The sequence below is a fragment of the Pseudomonas sp. 25 R 14 genome, assembly GCF_900004755.1.
In the GTDB taxonomy this organism is placed as follows: domain Bacteria; phylum Pseudomonadota; class Gammaproteobacteria; order Pseudomonadales; family Pseudomonadaceae; genus Aquipseudomonas; species Aquipseudomonas brenneri.
Genome location: NZ_CVTS01000038.1, coordinates 20670 through 37555, shown reverse-complemented (window position 1 = coordinate 37555; position 16886 = coordinate 20670). Strand labels below are relative to the sequence as shown.

Here is a 16886-nt window from a genome sequence, read left to right as displayed (position 1 = left end):
GCGGTAATAATGCTTGGCTGGGAACGATAGGTTTGAAAGGTCATGAAGCAAAACTAACTGGCGGCCTGTGGCAAGTCAACTGCCGGGGTTTACGAGCGATATACGAAACGTATACGCTTTGTATATCAATCCCGCACAGTGAAGCTCATGGGCATCGTCAAGATTACCGACCAACTGCATGAACAAATCCGTCTCGCCAGCGCCGCCATGGACCGTTCCATCAACGCCCAGGCCGAGTTCTGGATCAAGATCGGCCTGCTGGCCGAGCTAAATCCGCACCTGGCCTACAACGATCTGATCAACAAACTATTGCTCGACAAGCCCGATCTGATCCGGGGGCGCACCTGATGATCAAGACTGCCCCACAGCTCGCCGTGATGCGCGAAGCGGGCCGCCTGCTGGGCCAAGTATTCAGCATGCTCGACAGCCGGGTCTGCGCCGGCCAGTCAACCCTGGAACTGGACGCCGCCGTCGAAGCGTTTATCCGCCACGACCTGCAGGCGCGTCCCGCCAGCCTTGGGCAATATGACTACCCCTTCTGCATCAACACGTCCATCAACGAAGTGGTGTGCCACGGCATGCCGGATGCCAAGGCCGTGTTGAAGGACGGCGATATCGTCAATATCGACATCACCCTGGAGAAAGGCGGGTTTATCGCCGACTCCAGCAAGATGTACATGATCGGCGCGGTCGCCCCCAAGGCCCGGCGCCTGGTCGAGATGACGTTCGAGGCCATGTGGGCCGGTATCCGCCAGGTCAAGCCCGGCGCACGGTTGGGCGATATTGGCCATGCAATCCAGAGCCACGCGCAAGCCAACGGCTACAGCGTAGTACGCGAGTACTGCGGCCACGGAATTGGCCGCGAAATGCACGAAGAACCGCAGATCCTCCACTTCGGCCGGCCGGGCACCGGCTTGACCCTGCGCGAAGGCATGGTGTTCACCATCGAGCCGATGCTGAACCAGGGCAGCGCCAAGGTACGCAGCCTCAAGGATGGCTGGACCGTGGTCACCCGCGATAACAGCCTGTCGGCGCAATGGGAGCACACGGTGGCTGTCACCGCTGATGGCTTTGAAGTGCTGACACTGCAGGAGGGTGCCTAGGCACCCAAGTGGGAAGCGGGCTTCAATCACCCCGCTTTCCCACCGCCCCTGGCAATCCGCCTGAGCCCCAGCACCATCCCCACTGCACCCAGCGCCATCGCCAGCAGAAACAATGGATACGCCACCCACCACGGCGTCCCTGCCGTCATCATGCTGAACTCGGACATCCCTCCAATACTGGCGATCAGGTTCAACGGCAGGAACACTACGTTGATCAGCGTCAGCTTGCGCAGCAGGTTATTCATGCTGTTGTTCATCAGGTTGCCCCGGGCATCGATCAACCCGGAGAACACATTGGAGTAGATCTCCGCCTGCTTGTAGCACTGGTTATTCTCGATGATCAGGTCGTCGATCAAACCCAGAGTCTGCGAACTGAAATGTTCCTTCTCGCCGTGGTTGCGCAAGCGCGTCAAGACGGCGCCGTTGCTGTGCAGCGCATTGATGTAATAGATCAGGCTCTCGCTGAGGCTGAACATCTGCATCAGGTGGCGATTACTCATCGAGGCGTTGAACTGCTGCTGCAATTCCCGGGCGACTAGCTTGATCACCTTGAGATGGCCCAGATAGTGATGGATGTTGTTGAGCAGCAGATCCAGCAGCACATCCAGCGGTGTATGCAGTGGCCGGCGCGCCCCCAGGCCGGATAGTTGGCTGTCATCGGTGGCAATCACCAGCAGGCGGTCCGGTGAAAACAGCAAGCCACAGGATGACACTTCAAACACTAGGTTACTGCCCCCGGAATAGTTTTGCGGGCGCTTCCAGATCAGGAACAGGTTGTCGGGATGGAATTCAATACGCGACACCTCGTCCGGGTCCAGCGCCGACGCCAGCGCGTGCTCATCGACTTTATAGCGCTCGCGCAGCAATTCACGTTCATCGCTATCGGGGTTGCTGAACAGCAGGATCTCGGCACTTTCGCGCTCGGTGCGGCGCAATGCGCCCTCGCTGAGCTCAAGGCAGATCACCAGACCTGACCCTGGCGTTTGAGCTCCAGGCGTCGCACGAACTCCTCCAGCACCAGGGAATACAGGTCGTCCTGCAAATAGGCGTCTTCAATCCCGGCATCCATATTCGGGTTGTCGTTGACCTCAATCACCACCACCTTGTCACCAGACTGCTTTAAATCCACGCCGTACAACCCGTCGCCGATCAGGTTTGCGGTCTTGACCGCCAGTTCCACCACCGCCTTCGGTGCCTCGTGAACCGCCAGGGTGCGACACTCACCGTTGATATCCTGGCCGATGGCCTTGTGGTTGTAGATCTGCCAATGGCCCTTGGACATGAAGTATTGACAGGCAAAGATCGGCTTGCGGTTGAGCACACCAATGCGCCAGTCGTACTCGGTATAGAAAAACTCCTGGGCCAGCAGCAACACCGAATGTTCGAACAGCTCCGCCGTGGCGGCCAGCAGCGCCTCCTGGCTTTCGACCTTGATCACCCCACGGGAAAAACAACCGTCGGGGATTTTCAGCACCAGGGGAAAGCCCAGGCGCTCGCCAACCCGCTCGAAATCTTCCGGTCGTTCCTTGTAGAGGATTTCGGTGGCGGGCATGCCCAATTGATGGCTCTTGAGCAGGTCCGTGAGGTAGACCTTATTCGTACAGCGCAGGATCGAAGCAGGATCATCCATCACCACCAACCCTTCACTCTCGGCTTTCTTGGCGAAACGATAAGTGTGGTTATCGACGCTGGTGGTTTCGCGGATCAACAAGGCGTCGTACTCGGCCAGCCGTGCGTAGTCCTTGCGTTCGATCAACTCGACATCGATCCCCAGCCCCTTGCCCACCCGTACGAAATTATCCAGGGCCTTGGCATTGGACGGTGGCAACTGTTCCTGGGGATCATGCAGGATCGCCAGGTCATAACGGGCCAGACGCCGCGAACGCGGCTGGCGCCAGATCCTGCGGCTGAAGTTGTCCAGCGCGTGGGCAAATTGGTCTTCTTGATCATCACGCAACTTATGTAATGCCCCGGATTTAATGCCTTCGATGTGCCAGCCATTACTCTTGCGAAACTCAACTAACAGGATCGGACTTGGAAAGACTTCAAACAACTGACGGGCCAAATCCTGCAAAGGCTCAATATTGGTTCGGCCAAAATAAAGAGTCAGGGTAAAACCTTCAGTATTGCTGTAGAGGTGATGACTCAATGCTTTGTCGAGGGTTTTATCCAGGTCATCCAGGGCCAGGCCATACAGGGATTTTTTCGTCAGTTCGCTGATGGTACGCACTGACGGAATTACCTTGTGCCCCCGCGCCTCCGCAAGCAGCGAGCAGTAGTAGCCATGGCCCAGGTACTTGTAGCTGCGGCACAGGTTGATCACCTGCACCCGCTTGCCAGCCTCGTTTTCCCTAGGGTGTTCGAGGTATTCCTGGGCGGTGACAATATCTTCGCTGGGAAAATAGGAAGCCCAGTCTTCCCTGCGTTCAACAATAATCACGACCTGACTTGTACTCTTGGGCGGTGTAGAAAAATATCCGCTGGAAGTTATTGTAGTCGCGACAGTTTGCTCGGATACTTCTCGCCAATGACTTTGTACCGCTGACATATTGATTGATCCGCTAGAGAACTTGACCTTTTCTATTAAGCACGATCTTTCAGAGAAGTCTCGTTTAGTTACGCAACTTTTACGGCGGTTACATGACTCTTTCCTTTCGCGTTGCAACGCTCGATGATTTGCCAGAATTGGTGGCATTGGAACAGCACTGCTTCACCACAGATCGACTGTCCCCTCGCAGTTTCCAGTGGATGATCAGCCGTGCTCACGCACAACTGCTGGTGGCCGAGAAAAGCGGGCATTTGCTCGGTTATGCCCTGGTGCTGTTCCATCGCGGCACCTCGTTGGCGCGCCTGTATTCCCTGGCCATCGCTACGCCTGCCCGAGGCCTGGGCTTGGGCAAGCAACTGCTGGCACGCATCGAAGCCTGCGCCGTGGCGCACGACTGTGCTTACCTGCGCCTTGAGGTGCGCACCGATAACCCTGGCGCCATCGCCCTGTATGAGCGCAGTGGGTACCGGCGGTTTGCCCTGATCAACGACTATTACGCCGACCATACCGACGCCCTGCGCCTGGAAAAACGTATCCTCCAGCATACTGACGGCCGGGCCTTGAGTGTCCCCTATTACCAGCAGACCACCGACTTCACCTGCGGCGCCGCCTGCCTGCTGATGGCCATGGGTGCCCTGACGCCAGGGCGTGAGGCCCAGCGCCGTGAAGAGCTGCAGATCTGGCGCGAGGCGACCACCGTCTTCATGACTGCCGGCCACGGTGGTTGCAGCCCACAGGGCCTGGCCCTGGCCGCCTGGCGCCGAGGGTTTCGCGTGCGCATGCAGGTCAACGTGTATGGGCCGCTGTTTCTCGACGGGGTGCGTGACCCGCATAAAAAGGAGGTCATACGCCTGGTGCATGAGGGATTCGAGGAAGAATTGGCGGGCAGTGATGTGCAGCAAATACACGGCGGTGCATTGGATCTGACACAGGTCTTGGACGACGGCGGCCAGCCGCTGGTGCTGATCAGCAGCTACCGACTGACACGTTCCAAGTCACCGCACTGGGTGATTGTGACTGACTGTGATCAGGAGTTTGTCTACCTGCATGATCCTGACGTGGACCATAGCCAGCACCGCCAGCCCATGGACTGCCAGCATTTGCCGGTCAGCCACGGGGAATTCGAACGGATGTGCCGCTTTGGCAACAACCAGCTACGCGCGGCGGTGGTGCTATACCGGTAACGCGACCGCCCTGGCGCTGCCGGTCGCAGCGGCCTTGGCTTCCAGCTCGCGCACCAGGGGCAATACGCGCTGACCAAAATATTCCACCTCCTCCTGGAAATGCAGGAAGCCCGCCAGCACCAGGTCCACCCCCACCGCCTTGAGCGCAACGATGCGCTCGGCGATCTGCCGGGGCGTGCCGATCAGGTTGGTCTTGAAACCGTCGTTGTACTGCACCAGGTCGGCAAAGCTGGACTTGGCCCAATTGCCCTCTCCTTCCGGCGAAGCCCTGCCCGCCTGCTTGGCCGCATCACCAAAGGCATTCACCGCTTGCGGGTCGGCCTTGTCGATGATCTCGGCCAGTACCGCCTGGGCCTCTTCCTCGGTGTCGCGGGCGATCACGAAGGCGTTGACCCCGACTTTTACCGAATGATTATTGGCGGCGGCCTTGGCACGGATGTCATCCACCTGAGCCTTGATACCTTCTGGCGTATTACCGTTAGTGAAATACCAATCCGACACCCGCGCCGCCATATCCCGCGCCGCACGGGAGCTGCCGCCCTGGAAAATCTCCGGGTGCGGCTGTCCCAGGGGCTTGGGCTTGAGGCTGTAATTGTTGAAACGATAGAAATCGCCCTTGAAGGTGAACTCGTCCTGGGTCCAGATACCTTTCAACGCGCGGATGAATTCTTCGGAGCGCCGATAACGCTCGTCATGCTCCAGCCAGTGCTCACCTATGGCCTGGAACTCGCCCTTGAACCAGCCGCTGACGATATTCACCGCCACCCGGCCATTGGTCAGTTGATCAATGGTCGCCAGTTGCTTGGCCGCCAGCGCCGGCTGCCAGGGACCTGGCAGGATCGCCGCGATCACCTTGAGCTTGGTGGTAGCCGCCAGTAACGCGTGGCTGAAGGCCACGGATTCATGCTGGTACTCGGCGCCGTAACCAGCGGTGAAGCGGATTTGCGTCAAGGCGTATTCAAACCCCGCCGCCTCGGCCAACTGGGCCAGCTTGCGGTTGTAGTCGATGCCCCAGTCGGTGCGTTGTTCGACCTTGCTGACCACCAGGCCACCACTGACATTGGGCACCCAATAGGCAAATTTCACGGCTTGCTGAGTCATTGTTCGGTACCTCGCACACAGGGGATGTGCAGGTTGTGGAGCAGCAAGCGTGCCAGTGTGCGCAAAGCCCCATGCTAGGGGCGCTCGGCTGTTGCGGACCTGGGTAGGGCAATGTTGCCCAGGTGGGTGAATTGTTGAATCACTGTTGCTGCTGCAACAGTCGCCGTAACAATCGGTTATAGGTAAGCTATCGGACTTTCGCGCAGCCCCGTTCTGCGCCTCGCCGAAAATAAGTCGCCTCCATGCCTTTTGAACTCAGCGTTGACCTCACCACCCTGGCCATTCTGGCTGTGGTTGCCTTTGTTGCCGGTTTTATCGATGCCATTGCCGGCGGTGGCGGTTTGCTCACCACACCCGCCTTGCTCACTGCCGGCATGCCGCCCCATCTGGTATTGGGTACCAACAAACTGAGTTCGACCTTCGGCTCGGCCACCGCCAGTTTCACCTTCTACCGGCGCAAGTTGTTCCATCCGCGCCAGTGGGTGCATGCCATCGTCGGTACGCTGGTCGGCGCGCTGCTCGGTGCCATCGTCGCCCATTACCTGCCCGCCGAATGGTTGAACAAGATGCTGCCGGTGATTGTCTTCGCCTGTGGTATCTACCTGCTATTTGGTGGCACGCCCAAGGCGCCGCTGGACGCGGATGCGCCGATCAAGAAGAAATGGCAGTCGACCCAGGGTTTTGGCCTGGGCTTCTATGATGGCGTGGCAGGTCCCGGCACCGGCGCGTTCTGGACCGTCAGCACCTTGCTGATGTACCCCGTCGACCTGGTCAAGGCCAGCGGCGTGGCGCGCAGCATGAACTTCGTCAGCAACGCGGCGGCGCTGTCGGTGTTTATCTTCAATGGTTCGGTGGACTGGATTGTCGGCCTGAGCATGGGCCTGTCGGTGATGGTGGGTGCGTTCTTTGGCGCACGCAGTGCCATCAGCGGCGGCGCCAAATTCATTCGCCCGGTGTTTATCACCGTGGTCCTCGGCCTGACTGTGCGCCTAGCCTGGCAGCACTGGTTCAGCGTGGCCTAAGCGGCGCGCCACATACAGGTCGATCAGGTAGCGGGCAATCGAGCGCGACGCCGGCAATGGTGGCAACTGGTGGATGTTGAACCACTGCGCATCCTCGATCTCGTCGGCCTGGGGCACGATCTCGCCACCGGCATACTCGGCATGAAAGCCCAGCATCATTGAGTGCGGGAACGGCCAGCACTGGCTGCCCACGTACTGGATGTTCTGCACCTCGACCTGCACTTCCTCGCGCACTTCGCGGATCAGGCAGTCTTCGGCAGACTCCCCTGGCTCGGCAAACCCGGCCAGGGTGCTGTAGACCCCAGTGACGAAACGCGGTGAGCGTGCGAGCAGAATCTCATCACCACGGGTGATCAACACAATCATGCTGGGGGAAATACGCGGGTAGCTGCGCAGGTCGCACGCCTGGCAGAACATTGCGCGCTCCCGGGGCACCTGCACCATCGCCTGGCCGCAGCTGCCACAAAAACGGTGCTCGCGGGCCCAGGTGCCGATTTGCGCGGCATAGCCCAGGACTTTGTACAGGCGGTGGTCGCCTTGCAGCATAAAGGCCCGCAGGCCCTGCCAGCGGCAACCTTGCACATCGCCAGGGCTGTTCAGCTCCAGCAGGTATACCGGCTCGCCATCCAGGTGGCCGATGCCATGCTCGGCCAATACCGACAAGTCCTGGCGCTTGAGCCATTCCCTGGGAAACAGCGGCCCGTTGTCGTCCAGCAAAAAGCCTTCACGGCTGCGGGCCACGGCCCAGCCGCCGGGGGCGTCATTGTCCAGCAGCGTTGTGGTCATCCAGCCTGGGGTCATGTTCAGTCAATCCACGAATTCGGGTTTCTGCTTGCTCATATGGGCCGCGATGGCCACGCGCAGGTCGTTGGATTGCAACATAGCAGCGTTCCAGGTGGCAACGTATTCCAGGCCATCGTTGATGGTGTGGTCACGCATGTAGCTGATCATGGCCTTGGTACCGGTCACGGCGATCGGCGATTTGGCGGCAATTTGCGTTGCAAGCTCCATTACCCCGGCCAGCAGGCTTTCATGATCGGCAAAGGTGCGGTTGACCAGGCCGATGCTGCGCGCTTCTTCTGCCCCAAAGGTACGGCCGGTGTAGGCCAGCTCGCGCAGCATGCCGTCGCCAATGATGCGTGGCAGACGCTGTAAGGTGCCAACGTCGGCGGCCATGCCGATGTCGATTTCCTTGATCGAGAATTGTGCGTCGTCAGCGGCATAACGCATATCACAGGCGCTGATCAGGTCGATCGCGCCGCCAATGCAACAGCCCTGGATCGCCGCGAGGACCGGCTTGCGGCAGTTGTCCACGGCATTGAACGAGGCTTGCAGTTGCAGGATCTTGCGTCGCAGCAAGCGCGCATTACGGCCCACGTCCTTGCCAAACTCATTGGCTACCGAGGCCAGCATCATCAGGTCGATGCCCGAGGAAAAATGCTTGCCGGCGCCACTCAGGACCACGGCGCGTACCGCATCGGTGTCTTCGACCCATTGGAAAATCTCGATGATCTCGCTCCAGAACGCCGCGTTCATGGCGTTGATCTTTTCTGGGCGATTGATCTGCACATGGGCGACGTTGTCGTGGAGTTCGACGACAAAGGCTTGGTATTCGGACATGGCAGTGATCCTTGGCTGGCGACTGATAAAGGCCGAACTATAGCAAGGGTGCGTCAGGGGCGGTAAGGCTGTGCATGTGCCAAAAACAGGACTCTTAATGCCAGTCAGTTAAGCGGATTCTGCTTTCTGTAGGAACGAGCTTGCTCGCGAAGAACTTGAGAGCGCCGCGTTTACCTAGCAAACACGCGTTATCGTTGACGTCCTTCGCGAGCAAGCTCGCTCCTACAAAAAAGCCTTAATAACACAAGCCCCGCCCCACCGCAGGGTCAGGTGGGCAGCCACAGGCGCATGCGTGCACCGCCCAAGGGCGAGGCCTGGGCGGTGAGTGTGCCGCCTTGTGCTTCTACCGCCCGGCGGCTGATCGCCAGGCCCAGGCCGAAGCCGCCGGTGGCGCGGTCACGGCTGCGGTCCAGGCGGTAGAACGGTTCGAAAATCCGTGCGCGCTGTTCCTCGGGGATGCCAATGCCATCGTCATCCACCCAGATCTCGCAGCCCTTGGCGCACACCTTGACGCCAATCTGGATCCGCCGCTCGCAGTAACGCATGGCATTGCGCAGCAGGTTTTGCAGGGCGCGGGCGGTAAGGCGCGGGTCGAGGGCAAAACGCTCGACGGCGCAGTCGAGCACCACATCAATCACGATCTCGGGGTTTTCCAGTTCGTCGTCGATGCTGCCCAGGATACTGTCGATGAATTCATCCAGCACCACGTCCACCCGCTCGGGCAGTTGCGCCGGGTTTTGCAGGCGGCTGTAGGACAACAGCTCCAGCACCAGCTCATCCAGCTCGCGGATGTGCGCCACCAGGCCTTGCAGGCGTTCGCGGCTGGCCGCCGGCTGGTCTTCGGACAGCGCCAGGGCCAGGCCGAAGTCCAGGCGCGTCAGCGGGGTGCGCAGTTCGTGGGAAACCGCGTTGAGCAAGTCGCGCTGCTGGTTGAGCAGGTGCTCGATGTCGTTGGCCATGGTGTCGAACACCGCTGCCAGGCTGCCGATGTTGGAGCTGGGAGGAATGTGCGTGCGTTCTTCCAGATGCCCCCGGCCCAGTTGCGCCGCTGTCGCCTTGAGGCGCTCCAGATCACGCCAGTGCGGTCGCAGCCATATCAACAGCCCGCCCAGCAACGCCGCACCGATCAGCACGTTCATGGTCCAGTACAGCAGGTTCATGTCCAGCGGGTCGGGCGGGATGGTCAGCTTGACCGCCAATTGCCCATTGAGCGGCGAGCTGATTTCTTCCATCCAGCCCCACTCCCCCAGGCGAATCACCGGCTTGCCCTGCTCCAGCAATTGCTCTTCGGCCGGTGTATAGCGGGCGTCCTGGCGATGCATCAATTGCACTTTCAAGGGGGCAAAGTCCCGGGCCAACTGGTCGGTGACCTCGGACCAGCGCTCCACCGGCCGGCTGTGGTACTGGCGCACGATCAGGCTCTGCAAACCCCGGGACTGCTCGATGCTGTAGTTCATGTAGCGAGTGTGAAAGACCTCGATGATGCCCATGGGGATCAGGTAAATCGCCGCGCTGTAAGTCACGATGGTCAGCAGGTAAAGACGGATCAGGACGCGAAACATGGTCTCAGCATTCCCACTCGGAACGGCTGAACAGGTAACCCTTGCCCCACACCGTCTTGATCTTGCGCGCTTCGCCGGCATGGTCGTCGAACTTGCGGCGCAGCTTGGAAATGGCCACATCCACCGAGCGGTCGGTGCCGTTGAACTCGATGCCGCGCAGGCGCTGCAGGATCTGGTCGCGGCTGAGCACTTCACCGGCATGCCGGGCCAGCACCACCAGCAGGTTGTATTCGCCGCTGGACAACTCCACCGCCTGGTCGCGCCAGGTCACCGAACGTTCCGACAGGTCGATGCACAGGTTGCCCATCAATATCTGGTCGTTAGCCGCCTGGGGTTCGCTGAGGCTGCTGCGGCGCAACAAGGTACGCACCCGCGCCAGCAGCACCCGTGGCTCGCAGGGCTTGGTCACGTAGTCATCGGCGCCCATTTCCAGGCCCAGTACCTGGTCGTGGCTGTCATCGCGGGCGGTGAGCATCAGGATCGGCAGGCCGGCCGAATCGGCGCGTAACAGGCGGCAGACTTGCAGGCCGTCGAGGCCGGGCAGCATCAGGTCGAGGATCACCAGGTCCGGCGGATTGAGCCTGGCCCGCTCGCGCACATGGTCACCACGGCTGAGCACATTGACGTGATAGCCATTGCGCTCAAGGTAACTGGCAATCAGCTCGGACAGCGCGGCGTCGTCTTCGACCAGGAGGATGTTGGGCATGGTGCTTCCAATTAATACGGTTTTTTGTCGTACACAAATCCAATGTGGGAACGGGCTTGCTCCCACATTAAATCGTCATTGCTCACAAGAGCTTGTTAGGATCCACGGCGGTGAAGGATATACGCACGTGCCTCGGCGTGCGCCGTACCTTACATTTCTTCACACACCACCTACAGAGCTTCACAGCACAGTGACGGGGGCGCCCGTAGGATGCGCCAGTCAATATTGGGATAAAAGCATGTCAAAGAATCTGTTTGCGCCGTTTTGCCTTCTCGCACTGACATTGGCCCTGAGCGCGTGTGGCAACTCCGCAGGCGACGCCCCCGAAATGCCCCTGGCCAAGGTGCGCGTCGAAACCCTCGCAGCCAAGCCGCTGTCAATCAGCAGCGAGTTGAGCGGGCGCATCGCCGCGCCGCGTATTGCCGAAGTGCGCGCACGGGTCGCAGGCGTGGTGTTGCAGCGGGTATTCAAGGAAGGCCACGACGTCAAACAGGGCGACGTGCTGTTCCGTATCGACCCGGCGCCGTTCAAGGCTGACCTCGACAGCGCCCAGGCGAGCCTGCGCAAGGCCGAAGCCAATGCCTTCCAGGCGCGCCTGCAGGAGCAGCGCTACAGCCAGTTGGTGGAAGGCAATGCCATCAGCGCCCAGGACTACGACAACGCCCGCGCCGCTGCCCGGCAAACTGCCGCCGATGTTGCGGCCAATCAGGCGGCGGTACAACGCGCCAAGCTCAACCTCGGCTATGCCACGGTGACCGCGCCGATCTCCGGGCGCATCGGCCGTGCGCTGGTGACCGAAGGCGCCCTGGTGGGCCAGAACGAAGCCACGCCCATGGCCGTGATCCAGCAACTGGACCCGATTCACGCCGACCTCACCCAGTCCACCCGCGAACTCAATGACCTGCGCCGTGCTTTTCGCGCCGGGCACTTGAAGCAAGTAGGCCAGGACCAGGCCAAGGCCACGCTGATCCAGGATGATGGCAGCCTTTACCCATTGCCGGGCAAGCTGCTGTTTGCGGAAATTTCCGTCGACCCCGGCACCGGGCAAATCATCCTGCGCAGCGAGTTCCCCAACCCGGACCTCGACCTGTTGCCCGGCAGTTTTATCCGTGTGCGCCTGGAACAGGCAGTCGACCAGCAAGGCCTGAGTGTGCCGCAACGCGCAATCACCCGCGACAGCGCCGGTATCCCAATGGTGTTGTTGGTGGACGCCGAGCAGAACGTCAGCCAGCAACCCGTGGAATTGGGCGCGGCGATCAATGATCGCTGGGTGGTCAACCGCGGCCTGAAGGCCGGTGACCGGATTATCGTCGAAGGCCTGCAGCATGCACGCCCCGGTGAAAAAGTCGACGTCGATGCCAGCTCCGAACCTGTCGCCCAGGCAGCCGGCCAGTAATCAAAGGGATCAGAGACAATGCCGCAGTTCTTTATTGACCGCCCGATCTTCGCCTGGGTGGTCGCCTTGTTTATCCTGCTGGCCGGCGCCCTCGCCATCCCGCAGTTGCCGGTGGCGCAGTACCCTAACGTCGCGCCGCCGCAAGTGGAAATCTATGCGGTGTACCCCGGTGCCTCAGCCCAGACCCTGGATGAAAGCGTGGTCAGCCTGATCGAGCAGGAGCTCAATGGTGTCGACCACCTGCTGTATTTCGAATCCCAGAGCAGCCTGGGCTCGGCGACCATTACCGCGACATTCCAGCCGGGCACCAACCCGGAAATGGCCCAGGTGGATGTGCAGAACCGACTCAAGGTCGTCGAGCCGCGCCTACCGCAAGCGGTGACCCAGCAGGGCTTGCAGGTGGAAAAAGTCTCCGCCGGCTTCCTGCTGCTGGTCACGCTGACATCCAACGACGGCAAGCTCGATGACGTGGCGCTCAGCGATTACCTGGCGCGCAACGTGATGAACGAGCTCAAGCGCCTGGACGGTGTGGGCAAAGCCCAGCTGTATGGTGCCGAGCGGGCGATGCGGATCTGGATCGACCCGCAGAAGCTGATCGGTTTCAACCTGACCCCGGCCGACGTCAATGCCGCGATCAGCGCGCAGAACGCCCAGGTCTCGGCCGGCAGCATTGGTGATTTGCCGGGCACCAACACCCAGGAAATCACCGCGTCGATCCTGGTCAAGGGCCAGCTCTCAACCCCGGCCGAATTTGCCGACATTGTGCTCAAGGCCAACCCGGACGGCTCCACTGTGCGCATTGGTGATGTGGCGCGCGTCGAGATCGGCAGCCAGGAATACCAGTTCTCCACACGCCTGAACGGCAAACCGTCCACCGCTATCGGCGTGCAACTTTCGCCAGGCGCCAACGCCCTGAACACCGCGACCCTGGTGCGGGCGAAGATGGATGAGCTGTCACGCTACTTCCCGGCCAATGTGGAATACAAAATTCCTTACGACACCTCGCCGTTCGTCAAGATCTCGATCACCAAGGTGGTCTACACCTTGCTGGAGGCCATGGCGCTGGTGTTTGCGGTGATGTTCCTGTTCCTGCAGAACGTGCGCTACACCTTGATTCCCACGCTGGTGGTGCCGATTGCATTGATGGGGACCTTTGCCACCATGCTGTTGCTGGGCTTCTCGATCAACGTGCTGACCATGTTCGGCATGGTGCTGGCCATCGGCATCCTGGTGGACGATGCGATTGTGGTGGTGGAGAACGTCGAGCGGATCATGGTCACCGAGGGCCTGTCGCCCAAGGAAGCCACGCGCAAGGCCATGGGCCAGATTACCGGGGCGATCATCGGCATTACCCTGGTGCTGGTGGCGGTGTTCCTGCCGATGGCCTTTATGGCGGGCTCGGTGGGGGTGATCTACCAGCAGTTCTCGCTGTCGATGGCCACCTCTATCCTGTTCTCGGCGTTTCTCGCCCTGTCCTTGACCCCGGCCCTGTGCGCTACGTTGCTCAAGCCGATTGCCAAAGGTGAGCACCATGCCAAGGGCGGGTTCTTCGGCTGGTTCAACCGCCGCTTTGAACAACTGACCGATCGCTACGAAGGCTGGGTCGCCTATGCCCTCAAGCGCAGCGGCCGCTACCTGCTGATCTACCTGGTATTGCTGGTGGGCCTGGGCTTTTTGTTCAGCCGCCTGCCCGCCTCGTTCCTGCCGGTGGAAGACCAGGGTTACACCATCACCGATATCCAACTGCCACCGGGTGCGAGCAAGAACCGGACGGTACTGGTGGCCGAGCAGATCGAGGCGCATAACGCGACCGAGCCGGGCGTCGGTGATACGACGATGATCATGGGCTTCAGTTTCTCCGGCTCCGGGCAGAATGCGGCGCTGGCGTTTACCACGCTCAAGGATTGGTCGCAGCGCAGCAGCGACGACTCCGCCGCCTCGATTGCCGATCGCGCCAACATGGCGTTTACCGAGCTCAAGGATGCGATGGCCTATGCCGTGCTGCCGCCGCCGGTGGATGGCCTGGGCACCTCCAGTGGCTTTGAGTTCCGCTTGCAGGACCGGGGTGGCGTGGGCCATGCCGCGTTGATGGCGGCCCGCACCGAGTTGCTGGCGGCGGCAGAAAAAAGCCCGATCCTGGCCAACGTGCGTGAAAGCGCCCTGGCTGAAGCACCGCAGGTGCAGCTTGAGGTAGACCGCAAGCGTGCCAACGCCCTGGGCGTGTCGTTTGCCGATGTCGGCAATATCCTCTCCTCGGCCATTGGTTCGGCGTATATCAACGACTTCCCCAACCAGGGCCGCATGCAGCGCGTGGTGGTGCAAGCCGAAGGCGACCAACGCAGCCAGGTCGAAGACCTGATGAAGATCCATGTGCGCAACAACGCCGGGAAGATGGTGCCGTTGTCGGCCTTTGTCGAGGCACGTTGGGTCCAGGGCCCGACGCAGTTGACCCGTTACAACGGCTACCCGGCCATCGCCATTTCCGGTGAAGCGACACCTGGGCATAGCACCGGCGAGGCGATGGAGGAGATCCAGCGGCTGGTGTCGCAACTGCCGGCGGGCCTGGGCCAGGAATGGACCGGGTTATCGTTGCAGGAGCGGTTGTCGGGCGCCCAGGCGCCACTGCTATTGATGCTGTCGCTGCTGGTGGTGTTCCTGTGCCTGGCCGCGCTGTATGAAAGCTGGTCGATCCCCACCTCAGTGTTGCTAGTCGTGCCGCTGGGGGTGTTGGGCGCGGTCATGGCAGTGTCGCTGCGCGGCATGCCCAATGACGTGTTCTTCAAGGTCGGCTTGATCACGATTATCGGGCTATCGGCAAAAAACGCGATCCTGATCATTGAGTTTGCCAAAGACCTGTATGACCAGGGCGAAGACCTGGTCGAGGCCACGCTGAAAGCCGCACGCCTGCGCCTGCGACCGATCATCATGACGTCCCTGGCGTTTATCCTCGGCGTGGTGCCATTGGCGATTGCCACCGGTGCCAGTTCGGCAAGCCAGCAGGCGATTGGTACGGGTGTGATTGGCGGGATGATCACCGCGACATTGGCGGTGGTGTTTGTGCCGGTGTTCTTCGTGGTCGTCATGAAACTGGTGCGCAAACGCCACGATTGATAGCGCCACCCTGTAGGAGCCGGCTTGCCGGCGAAAAACCTGAGAACGCTGCGGGGCATCAGGATTCCCGCGTTAGCGTTGACGATTTTCGCCGGCAAGCCGGCTCCTACAGGAATAGGCTATGGTTGCTCACCAAACCTGCATTTGTGAGCACCATGTCCTACCTCGCCCGTACCCACCCTCGCCTATCCGCTGCCGCCGTCCTGGGCCTGGCAATCGGCATTCTGGCGCCCTTCGACTCAATCCTCACCAAAGTCCTGATCGGCTGGAACGCCGGGGTCTGGACCTACCTGATACTGATGGTACGCCTGACCATCCGCGCCAAGGCCGAGGACGTCAAACGCATCGCCGAAGTCGAAGATGAAAACGCCGCCCTGGTGTTGTTCATGGTGTCTATTGCCGCAATTGCCAGCCTGGCAACCATCGCTTTTGGCCTTGCCGGCAGCAAGGACCTGGGCACCGCCGAGCGCCTGTTGCATTACGGCTTTACCGGGGTGACGGTGATGGGGTCGTGGTTGTTGATCGGGGTGATATTCAGCGTGCACTACGCCAGGCTTTATTACACCTGGGACGGCAAGGAGCCGGCGCTGCGCTTTGCCGAGGGGCTGCTGACGCCCAACTACTGGGACTTCCTGTATTTCTCTTTCACCATCGGCGTCGCCGTGCAGACCTCGGACGTGGGTGTGGCCACCCGAGCCATGCGCAAAGTGGTGCTGGGGCAGTCGTTGATCGGCTTTTTGTTCAATACGGCGATCCTGGGATTCTCGATCAATATTGCGGCGGGGCTTTTCGGATGAGGTTTGACGTCCTTAGTTCCAGACAGTATTAAAAATCGATTATTAGACTGTCATTCCTCACAGTAGAAAAAAGTTTGGAAAGGCGTCTAATAGCCTTCAAGTCAGGTTCCGAATCACTCAGAAGCCGATGCCTTCGTATACTGTCATTTTTGACAGTATACAGTCTGGACGCACTGCTATTTCATGACTCGGACAGAGCCGCAGACACCTCTGTTACTCGCACAATCATCAGCGATGGAGAAGCGATCATGACCGCAAACGCACAACAGTTATCCCCCGAGCAACAAAAATTGCTGCGCCCCAAAGCACTCAATGCAACAGGCACATTCAACGCACTTATCGATACGGTACAGGTCGACTTTCAGACCTTGACCCTGGTGCATGACCGCGAGCAGGCTATCTATCGCCTTATAGCTCGACACGCTGACAACTCAGTCACCGTCACGAAAATCACGATTGAACTACCCAACAACCTTCGCCCGGGACAGGTAATACCGCTGGACCAGTGGAGGTCTAACAAAGTCAACGCCTGGTATGCAGTGAAGTCCCCGACAACTCATTACATAGTAAGGTGTTCCACAGGGACTCTGATCCTTGGTAGCTTGCAAGCTGGCACCATCAAAATCAGCGGCACGCTGGATGGCATCACCGATAAAGATGTCAACGGGAACACTCACACCCTGAAAGTCGAATTCGACCTGACCAGTTGATTGCTTATGCAGGAGCAAAAAAACGC

15 protein-coding genes and 1 pseudogene are annotated in these 16886 nt (G+C 60.1%); 8 read left to right on the top strand and 8 right to left on the bottom strand.

All coding sequences use genetic code 11. The features are described from left to right. Positions 1 to 147: 147 nt before the first annotated feature. Together BFQ03_RS10195 and map are read left to right on the top strand one after the other, a co-directional pair. On the top strand, positions 148 to 348 hold the full coding sequence (locus tag BFQ03_RS10195) for a ParD-like family protein (protein ID WP_032860404.1): 201 nt from the start codon (positions 148 to 150) through the stop codon (positions 346 to 348). Further along, a complete protein-coding gene (gene map / locus BFQ03_RS10190) occupies positions 348 to 1103 on the top strand; it encodes a type I methionyl aminopeptidase (protein ID WP_065942994.1) in 756 nt (251 codons plus the stop codon). The genes BFQ03_RS10195 and map overlap by 1 nt, the downstream gene beginning before the upstream one ends. Positions 1104 to 1129: 26 nt before the next feature. Here the strand turns inward: map and BFQ03_RS10185 are convergent, their stop codons facing one another. Then, positions 1130 to 2071 (bottom strand): magnesium transporter CorA family protein, encoded by a 942-nt coding sequence (locus BFQ03_RS10185; protein ID WP_065942993.1) that lies wholly within the window; start codon positions 2069 to 2071, stop codon positions 1130 to 1132. Further along, on the bottom strand, positions 2065 to 3651 hold the full coding sequence (locus BFQ03_RS10180; protein ID WP_032860407.1) for a RimK family protein: 1587 nt from the start codon (positions 3649 to 3651) through the stop codon (positions 2065 to 2067). Before BFQ03_RS10180 ends, BFQ03_RS10185 begins: the two co-directional genes overlap by 7 nt. A 92-nt stretch (positions 3652 to 3743) precedes the next feature. On the opposite strand from BFQ03_RS10180, the gene BFQ03_RS10175 reads away from it, so the two are divergent. Continuing rightward, positions 3744 to 4835, top strand: coding sequence for a GNAT family N-acetyltransferase/peptidase C39 family protein (locus BFQ03_RS10175; RefSeq protein WP_032860408.1), 1092 nt, complete (start codon positions 3744 to 3746; stop codon positions 4833 to 4835). Here the strand turns inward: BFQ03_RS10175 and sfnG are convergent. Beyond that, a complete protein-coding gene (gene sfnG, locus BFQ03_RS10170; RefSeq protein WP_065942992.1) occupies positions 4824 to 5936 on the bottom strand; it encodes a dimethylsulfone monooxygenase SfnG in 1113 nt (370 codons plus the stop codon). The two genes, BFQ03_RS10175 and sfnG, sit on opposite strands and share 12 nt — an antisense overlap. 242 nt (positions 5937 to 6178) lie before the next feature. Between sfnG and BFQ03_RS10165 the strand changes: the two genes are divergently transcribed. Further along, the gene (locus BFQ03_RS10165; protein WP_032860412.1) at positions 6179 to 6958 is read left to right on the top strand and encodes a TSUP family transporter; all 780 of its coding nucleotides are present in this window, start codon (positions 6179 to 6181) and stop codon (positions 6956 to 6958) included. Here BFQ03_RS10165 and nudC read toward each other — a convergent pair. The 4 genes from nudC to BFQ03_RS10145 all read right to left on the bottom strand — a co-directional run bounded on the left by nudC (position 6926) and on the right by BFQ03_RS10145 (position 10846). After that, a complete protein-coding gene (gene nudC / locus BFQ03_RS10160) occupies positions 6926 to 7759 on the bottom strand; it encodes an NAD(+) diphosphatase (protein WP_065942991.1) in 834 nt (277 codons plus the stop codon). The genes BFQ03_RS10165 and nudC overlap by 33 nt on opposite strands. Before the next feature lie 6 nt (positions 7760 to 7765). Next, entirely contained in the window at positions 7766 to 8578 is an 813-nt protein-coding gene (locus tag BFQ03_RS10155) for a crotonase/enoyl-CoA hydratase family protein (RefSeq protein ID WP_065942990.1), read from the bottom strand. 266 nt (positions 8579 to 8844) lie between these two features. Continuing rightward, positions 8845 to 10140 carry an ATP-binding protein gene (locus BFQ03_RS10150; protein ID WP_032860417.1) on the bottom strand — a complete coding sequence of 432 codons (1296 nt, stop codon included), beginning with the start codon at positions 10138 to 10140 and terminating at the stop codon, positions 8845 to 8847. A gap of 4 nt (positions 10141 to 10144) precedes the next feature. Further along, positions 10145 to 10846 carry a response regulator gene (locus BFQ03_RS10145; protein WP_032860419.1) on the bottom strand — a complete coding sequence of 234 codons (702 nt, stop codon included), beginning with the start codon at positions 10844 to 10846 and terminating at the stop codon, positions 10145 to 10147. A gap of 238 nt (positions 10847 to 11084) precedes the next feature. Here BFQ03_RS10145 and BFQ03_RS10140 point away from each other — a divergent pair, with 238 nt between their 5' ends. Together BFQ03_RS10140 and BFQ03_RS10135 are read left to right on the top strand one after the other, a co-directional pair. Beyond that, positions 11085 to 12242: an efflux RND transporter periplasmic adaptor subunit gene (locus tag BFQ03_RS10140; RefSeq protein ID WP_065942989.1), complete on the top strand. Its 1158-nt coding sequence runs from the start codon at positions 11085 to 11087 to the stop codon at positions 12240 to 12242. Positions 12243 to 12260: 18 nt separating this feature from the next. Continuing rightward, positions 12261 to 15353: an efflux RND transporter permease subunit gene (locus BFQ03_RS10135; protein ID WP_032860423.1), complete on the top strand. Its 3093-nt coding sequence runs from the start codon at positions 12261 to 12263 to the stop codon at positions 15351 to 15353. Positions 15354 to 15364: 11 nt separating this feature from the next. On the opposite strand, the pseudogene BFQ03_RS30600 reads toward BFQ03_RS10135, so the two are convergent. Continuing rightward, positions 15365 to 15469, bottom strand: a pseudogene (locus tag BFQ03_RS30600) (outer membrane lipoprotein carrier protein LolA); the annotation flags it as partial. 39 nt (positions 15470 to 15508) lie between these two features. Between BFQ03_RS30600 and BFQ03_RS10130 the strand changes: the two are divergent. Together BFQ03_RS10130 and BFQ03_RS10125 are read left to right on the top strand one after the other, a co-directional pair. Then, on the top strand, positions 15509 to 16150 hold the full coding sequence (locus BFQ03_RS10130) for a DUF1345 domain-containing protein (RefSeq protein WP_032860709.1): 642 nt from the start codon (positions 15509 to 15511) through the stop codon (positions 16148 to 16150). A 248-nt stretch (positions 16151 to 16398) separates the two neighbouring features. Then, positions 16399 to 16860, top strand: coding sequence for a hypothetical protein (locus tag BFQ03_RS10125; protein WP_065942988.1), 462 nt, complete (start codon positions 16399 to 16401; stop codon positions 16858 to 16860). Positions 16861 to 16886: the final 26 nt, after the last annotated feature.